Below are 6,272 nucleotides of genomic sequence, written 5' to 3' on the forward strand. Positions count from 1 at the left end.
TCGGTGACCTCGAGCTCCTTGAGCCCGAACTGCTCGTGCACGTCCATGCCGACAGCCGTCTCGAGGTCGTGGAAGGCAGGGAGGCAGTGCATGAACTTCACGTCCGGACTCCCCGTCAGCGCAAGGAGATCCGCGTTGACCTGGTAGGGGGTGAGCAGCGCGATGCGCTCGGCCCAGACCTCCTTGGGCTCACCCATCGACACCCACACGTCGGTGTGGACGAAGTCGACACCACGCACGCCCTCGGCGACGTCCTCGGTGAGCGTGACGCGCGCGCCGGTCTCGGCGGCATACCTCCTCGCGATGGCGACGACGGCGTCGGAGGGCCACAGCGAGCGCGGCGCGACGATGCGCACGTCCATGCCGAGGATGGACCCGGTGACGAGCAGCGAGTTGCCCATGTTGAAGCGGGCGTCACCGACGTACGCGTACGCGATCTGCTCGTCGGGCTTGCCGGCGTGCTCCCGCATCGTCAGGGCGTCACAGAGGGACTGCGTCGGGTGCCAGTCGTCGGTGAGGCCGTTCCAGACGGGCACGCCGGCGAAGGCGCCGAGCGTCTCGATGACGTCGTGGCCGGCGCCGCGGTACTCGATGCCGTCGTAGAAGCGGCCCAGCACGCGGGCGGTGTCCTTGGCCGACTCCTTGTGGCCCATCTGCGAGCCGATCGGGTCGAGGTAGGTGGTGCTCGCGCCCTGGTCGGCCGCGGCGACCTCGAAGGCGCAGCGCGTGCGGGTCGAGGTCTTGGCGAAGAGCAGGGCGATGTTCTTGCCCGCCAGGCGTCGCTCCTCGCGACCCTCGCGCTTGGCGGCCTTGAGCTCGGCGGCGAGGTCGAGCAGCGCCCGGAACTCGTCGGGCGTCAGGTCGGTCTCCTTGAGCAGGTTGCGGCGGTGCAGCGTGGCGAGCGACATGGTCGGATGGTTTCAGGCGGCGTTGCCGGCGGCAATCCGGTCTCAGCCGACCGGCCGGCGGCCTCAGCCGACCGGCCGGCGGCCTCAGCCGCCCGGCCGGCGGCGCAGCGGCCCGAGTTGTCGGCGGACGCGCTCGAGGAGCGCTCGTGCCTGGAGCGGCACGAGCACCCGCGGCCCCTGGCCCACGCAGAAGACGACGTCGTCGAAGCGGTGGATGCCCGGACGGTCGGCGACGGTGCCGAAGGCGTCGCGCACGGCCGCCAGCTGCGCCACCGTCATGAACGGCGACGGCTCGTCGGGCTGGTAGCGCGCGCCGAGCGGGTGGTCGCGGCCCGGGGTCGTCGTCATCTCGACGTGGCAGCCGAGGACGTGCCGGACGCCGCGGTCCTGCGCGAACGCGACGAGCCGGTCGAGCGTGGCCAGGAGGGCTTGCGGGTCGTCGACGTAGATCCGTCCCGGGTAGACGGTGTCGCCGGTGTGGAGCAGCCCGGTCGTCGGGTCGTGCACCGCGATCGATGTCGGGTGGTGCCCGGGGATGCCGAAGACGTCGAGCGGGCGCCGACCGAGCTCGAAGGGAACGACCTGGCCGGGCCAGTTCGTGATGCCGAAGAAGCGGCGCACGGCGTCGAGGTCGTGCCCGACCACGGTCGTGGCCGGCCGGTCGGCGAAGGCGGCGTCGCCGGCGACGTGGTCGCCGTGGGCGTGCGTGTGCGCGACGACGAGCTGGTAGGACTCGGGGGCGTATGCGGTGGGCTGGGCCCGCGACGACAGCCAGTCCGCGACGAGCCCGTCCACGGCCTGCCGCAGCATCGTGCCGTCGACCGCGCCGGTGTCGAGCAGCAGGGCTCGGTGCTCACCGAGGAGGAGCAGGATGAAGGGCGCCTCGAAGGTCACGTCCTTGCTCTGGCGGATGAGCACGGTGCCGGGCGCCAGGCGGTGGACCTGAAGTGGCGGGTCGGTCCGGTGCCGTGGGGAGGGGGAGCCGTGGATCCAGCGCACGTCGGTGTCGAGGGGGACCGGCTGCTCGGGTGGCATGAGGGGATTGTGCTGGGCCGGGGGGCGACCTCGCGCTGTGAGCACCTCGATTTCTTGCCTGGGGTCCGGCTCCGGTAGCCTGCGCGACGGAGGATTCGCATAGTGGCCTAGTGCGCACGATTGGAAATCGTGTTGGGATAAAACCCTCGGGGGTTCAAATCCCCCATCCTCCGCCGACACCGACGGCCCCTGCCGCGCCCAGCGCGACGGGGGCCGTCGCTGTTCTCCGCGCGGTCTCGGGGTCGCGATGGCCCTTTTTCCGTTGGGTCCAATCCGCTCGACACCACGGCTGCGAAGGGCGTGTGGAGACGGTCGACCACGACCCCCGTCTGGGAAGACAGCAGGATGGACGGTTTGTCTCCTCGTCAAGGAGGAACACAGATGCGCACCACCACCACTCGGATCGCCGGCGCCAGCCTGGCTGCTGCTGCCGCCCTGGCCCTCAGCGTCGGGCCCGCTTTTGCCGCGGACGGCTCTGTCACCGCCAACCTCAAGCCGGTGGCCGGCAACGGCGTCAATGGCAGCGGCACCGCCATGGTCGACGTCAAGGGCAACACCATCACCGTGACCATGGCCGCCAACGGACTGCTGGCCGACAGCCCGCACGCCGCCCACATCCACTTCGCGGCCGCGGCGCGCCACGAGTGCCCGACCCTGTCCGACGACAAGAACGGCGACGGTCACCTCAACACGACCGAGGGTGGCCCGGCCTACGGCGACATCGTCGTCTCGCTGACGAAGACCGGTGACACCAGCCCGAAGTCGGGGCTCGCCGTCGACCGCTTCTCAACCGCGCCCGGCGGCAAGATCGCCTACCAGCGCGGCAGCATCCAGGTCTCGAGCGCCGTCGCCCAGGCGATCGTGGCCGGCGAGTCCGTCGTCGTCATCCACGGCGTCGATCACAACAAGGACGGCAAGTACTCCGGCAGCACCAAGAGCGACCTCATGCCGTCGCTGCCGACCGAAGCGACCGACCCGGCTCTGTGCGGCGCCCTGCGCGTGGCTCCGGCCGGCGGCATGCACACCGGTGGTGGCCTCGCCGCCGACGGCCTCAAGAGCGGCGGGCAGAACCAGGCCCTCATGCTCGTCGGCGGCGGCGCCCTGCTCGCCGCGGCCGGTACCGGTGCCTTCGCCGCACGTCGCGCGCGGTCGCGCGCCTGAGCGAACGGGATGCCTCCGATGACCGAGCACACCTCGGCCGGAAGCCGCCGGCGGCTGCCACCTGCTGTCGTCGCGGCCCTGGTGGCCACGGTGGTCCTGCTCCTCGTCGGGGCCGTCGCGCTCGTGCTCGGCCTGAGAGGGACGTCCGGGACGTCCGGGAGGCCCGGCCTGCCGCAGTCCGCGGCGGCCGGGCCCGTCCCGACTTCCTCGCCGGTGGTCGGCGCGTCCACGCCGGCGCCCCGTGCGCCGGGGACGAGCACGGCAACGTCCCCCGGTCGGGCCGCGACGCCGGCAGCCGGCGCCAACGGGATCGGCGCCTTCCTCGAGGCGTCGGAGCCGATGTCGATCGAGATCCCGTCGATCGGGCTGCGGTCAACGCGGTTCGTCAGCCTGGGCATCCAACGCGACGGCACGATCTCCGTGCCGCGCACGGCGCAGGAGGTCGGCCTCTACGACGCGGGCCCTACCCCGGGACAGCTCGGCCCCGCAGTGATCGCCGCACACGTCGACACCCCTTCCGGCGTGCCGGGGATCTTCTACCGGCTCGGTCGCGTCGCGGCGGGCGACGTCGTGCGGATCACGCGCCAGGACGGCTCGCACCTCACCTTCACGGTCGACCGGGTCGCGGCCTTCCGCAAGACCGAGTTCCCGACGGAGCTGGTCTACAAGGGTGACTTCACCAGGGCCGAGATCCGGCTGGTGACGTGCGGGGGCCCCACCGACAGCCGCAACGAGTACCGCGACAACGTCGTGGTCTTCGGCCACCTGACGTCGGCCACCTGACCTGCGACCGCCCGCCGAAGCGTACGCCCGCCCAGCGCGTACGCGTTCGGCGGGTCGCGCTCACGGGGGGCCGATGAGCACCTCGCCGAGGACGAACGCCAGCACGAACACCCCGCCGAGCAGGGGGAGCGTGATGACCGGCACCGACCGCTCCCGCGAGACCGTCACCGCCCCGACCGCCGACGCGGCCGAGACGAGCCCGAGCGCCAGGCTGATCTCGCCGAACGAGGTGAAGGCGAAGGCCACGGCGGCGAGGAAGCAGGCCAGGCTGAGCCACCCCGCGGCGCTGGTCGGTGCGGCGCTGAGCCGGTCGCCACGAGCGCGGACGACCCCGACGACTGTCACGAGGAGGGCGATGAAGAGGATGCCGAAGCCGACGGCCCAGCACAGGTCCGCGAGGTTCGAGCTCGGCACGACCAAGGCGGCTGCCGCGACGAGGAGGCCGAGAATCCCGAGTGCCAGGGCGACCTTGCGCCCGGGCGCCTCCGGCTCCGGCGGGGAGGAGGAGCGGCGTCGCTGGTCGAGGATGGACATGCTGACCCCCTTTGCCGACCCCGTTGCTGCCTCCACGCTCGCCGCCCTCGCACGTGGCCGGCAGGGCCGAAGGTCCTGCAAAAGCGGACGACGGCTGTCGGTGGGGCACGGCAGACTGCCCCGGTGAGCTCGACCACCACCGCCCGCCCGCCGCTGTCCTCCTTCTGGCACGACCTGCCCCGGGAGGGCCGTTGGCTCATCTCCACCGTCCTCCTCCAGTCGATCGGCACCGGCCTGGTCCTGCCGTTCCTCGTCGTCTACCTCCACGAGGTCCGCGGCATCTCGCTCGAGACCGTCGGGCTGCTCCTGGCCTTCCAGGCGGGCGTGGGCATCGTGCTCGTGACCCCGGCCGGCGCCCTCATCGACCGCATCGGGGCCCGCTGGGTCTACGCCAGCGCGCTGGTCGCACTCCTCGTCGGCGACGTCCTCCTGGCCCTGGCCACGACGCTGCCGCAGGCCACGCTCGCGCTGCTGTTCTTCGGCTACGGGTTCGGGGTGGTGTGGCCGGCGTCGAGCTCGCTCGTCGGCTCGATCGTGCCGAGCGACCAGCGGCAGCGCTACTTCGGCATCAACTTCACGCTGCTCAACCTCGGCATCGGCATCGGCGGCATCGTCGGCGGCCGGTTCGTCGACGTGGGCCGCCCCGGCACCTTCGTGACCATCTACCTCCTCGACGCCGTGAGCTACCTGCTGCCGCTCGCCATCCTGTTCGGCCCCCTGCGAGGGGCCGGTGGCCCGGCGGCGACCGCGCCGAACCACGATGCCGGGGCGCGGGTCTCCTACCTCACGCTCCTGCGCGACCGGCGCCTGCGTGCGCTCCTCGCCCTCGGCGCGGTCGCCGCCGTCGTCAGCTACCCGCAGCTCAACGTCGGCATGCCTGCCTACGCCCGCGCCGAGGGCCAGGTCTCGACCGAGGGGCTCGGCTACGCGTTCGCGGCCAACACGGTCGTCATCGTCCTGCTGCAGCTCTTCGTGCTCCAACGGATCGAGGGCCGGCGCCGCACCCGCGTGACCGTCGTCATGGCGGCCACCTGGGCCGTGGCCTGGTCGCTGCTCGGCGCCACGTCGCTCGTGCCCGGCACCGTCACGGCCACGGTGCTGCTCTGTGCGGTCGCCGGGGTCTTCGGCCTCGGCGAGACGATGCTCCAGCCGACGAGCGCAGCCATGGTCAACGACCTCGCGCCCGACCACCTGCGCGGCCGCTACAACGCCCTCAGCTCCCTGATGTTCTCGCTGGCCTTCGCCGGTGGCCCCGTCGTCGCATCGTTCCTCGTCGGCCGCGGCCTGGGCTGGGTCTACATCGGATTCCTCGTCGGCGGGTGCGTCCTGCTCGCCGTCATCGCGCTCCTCGTCGAGCGGGTGGTGCCCGCCCACGTCAACGGCCTGCGGGCTCCCACGCCGGTGCCCGTCGGGGTGCCGGCCGCGGTCCCGGCCGTGACGAAAGAGGCGATTTCCGGCTGACGTCGGCAGCGGCATACACTGACCGTCGGCACCCCGCGTGGTGGTACCTCTCCGAACTCCCCCAGGGCAGGAATGCAGCAAGGGTAGGAGAGCTCTTCCAGGTACGCGGGGTGTCCCCTTTCCTCAGGGCTTTCGTCAGGACGCCGGGGCCGTCGTGGTCCCGACCCGCAGGTCGGCCGGCTGGGTGACGCTCCGCGGCCGCTTGCCGTCGAGGCGGCGGCGGACCAGGGTGCCCAGGGTGCGGCCCTTCTCCCGGCCGCGCTGGTCCATCGTCGTCAGCCGGTGTGGCAGCCACGGGAGGTCCACGCCGTCGAAGCCGGTGACGCTCAGGTCCTCCGGGACGCGGAGGCCGAGCTCCTCGGCAGCGAGGACGACCCCGGCCGCGATGAC

Annotated in this window: 7 protein-coding genes, 1 tRNA gene and 1 other RNA gene; 5 read left to right on the forward strand and 4 right to left on the reverse strand. The window is 72.3% G+C overall.

Going from position 1 to position 6,272, the window contains the following annotated elements; genetic code table 11:
- Together argF and ABD194_RS01050 are read right to left on the reverse strand one after the other, a co-directional pair.
- Positions 1-908 (reverse strand): ornithine carbamoyltransferase (argF, locus tag ABD194_RS01045; RefSeq protein WP_343986187.1); only part of this gene is annotated, 908 nt, incomplete at its 3' end.
- Between the two features lie 84 nt (positions 909-992).
- A complete protein-coding gene (locus ABD194_RS01050; RefSeq protein ID WP_343986190.1) occupies positions 993-1,943 on the reverse strand; it encodes an MBL fold metallo-hydrolase in 951 nt (316 codons plus the stop codon).
- A gap of 88 nt (positions 1,944-2,031) precedes the next feature.
- On the opposite strand from ABD194_RS01050, the gene ABD194_RS01055 reads away from it, so the two are divergent.
- From ABD194_RS01055 to ABD194_RS01065, 3 genes are all read left to right on the forward strand, one after another.
- A tRNA-Ser gene (locus ABD194_RS01055) sits at positions 2,032-2,116 on the forward strand.
- Between the two features lie 208 nt (positions 2,117-2,324).
- Positions 2,325-3,104 carry a hypothetical protein gene (locus ABD194_RS01060; protein WP_343986193.1) on the forward strand — a complete coding sequence of 260 codons (780 nt, stop codon included), beginning with the start codon at positions 2,325-2,327 and terminating at the stop codon, positions 3,102-3,104.
- Between the two features lie 18 nt (positions 3,105-3,122).
- A complete protein-coding gene (locus ABD194_RS01065; protein ID WP_343986196.1) occupies positions 3,123-3,887 on the forward strand; it encodes a sortase domain-containing protein in 765 nt (254 codons plus the stop codon).
- Positions 3,888-3,947: 60 nt separating this feature from the next.
- Here the strand turns inward: ABD194_RS01065 and ABD194_RS01070 are convergent, their stop codons facing one another.
- Complete coding sequence (locus ABD194_RS01070) at positions 3,948-4,421, reverse strand: hypothetical protein (RefSeq protein WP_343986199.1); 474 nt, start codon at positions 4,419-4,421, stop codon at positions 3,948-3,950.
- A 123-nt stretch (positions 4,422-4,544) separates the two neighbouring features.
- Here ABD194_RS01070 and ABD194_RS01075 point away from each other — a divergent pair, with 123 nt between their 5' ends.
- A complete protein-coding gene (locus tag ABD194_RS01075) occupies positions 4,545-5,882 on the forward strand; it encodes an MFS transporter (RefSeq protein WP_343986203.1) in 1,338 nt (445 codons plus the stop codon).
- A 24-nt stretch (positions 5,883-5,906) separates the two neighbouring features.
- Positions 5,907-6,003, forward strand: an RNA gene (gene ffs, locus ABD194_RS01080) — signal recognition particle sRNA small type.
- A 14-nt stretch (positions 6,004-6,017) separates the two neighbouring features.
- Here ffs and ABD194_RS01085 read toward each other — a convergent pair.
- Positions 6,018-6,272, reverse strand: a 255-nt coding sequence (locus ABD194_RS01085) for a substrate-binding domain-containing protein (protein WP_343986207.1), incomplete at its 5' end; no start/stop codon positions are given.

This window comes from Terrabacter terrae, from assembly GCF_039529575.1.
GTDB classification, from domain to species: Bacteria; Actinomycetota; Actinomycetes; order Actinomycetales; family Dermatophilaceae; genus Terrabacter; species Terrabacter terrae.

Excerpts from the sequence above, each read along its gene's own strand:
- ABD194_RS01050 (WP_343986190.1), bottom strand. The coding sequence starts at position 1,943 with ATGCCACCCGAGCAGCCGGTCCCCCTCGACACCGACGTGCGCTGGATC.
- ABD194_RS01060 (WP_343986193.1), top strand. The coding sequence starts at position 2,325 with ATGCGCACCACCACCACTCGGATCGCCGGCGCCAGCCTGGCTGCTGCT.
- ABD194_RS01065 (WP_343986196.1), top strand. The coding sequence starts at position 3,123 with ATGACCGAGCACACCTCGGCCGGAAGCCGCCGGCGGCTGCCACCTGCT.
- ABD194_RS01070 (WP_343986199.1), bottom strand. The coding sequence starts at position 4,421 with ATGTCCATCCTCGACCAGCGACGCCGCTCCTCCTCCCCGCCGGAGCCG.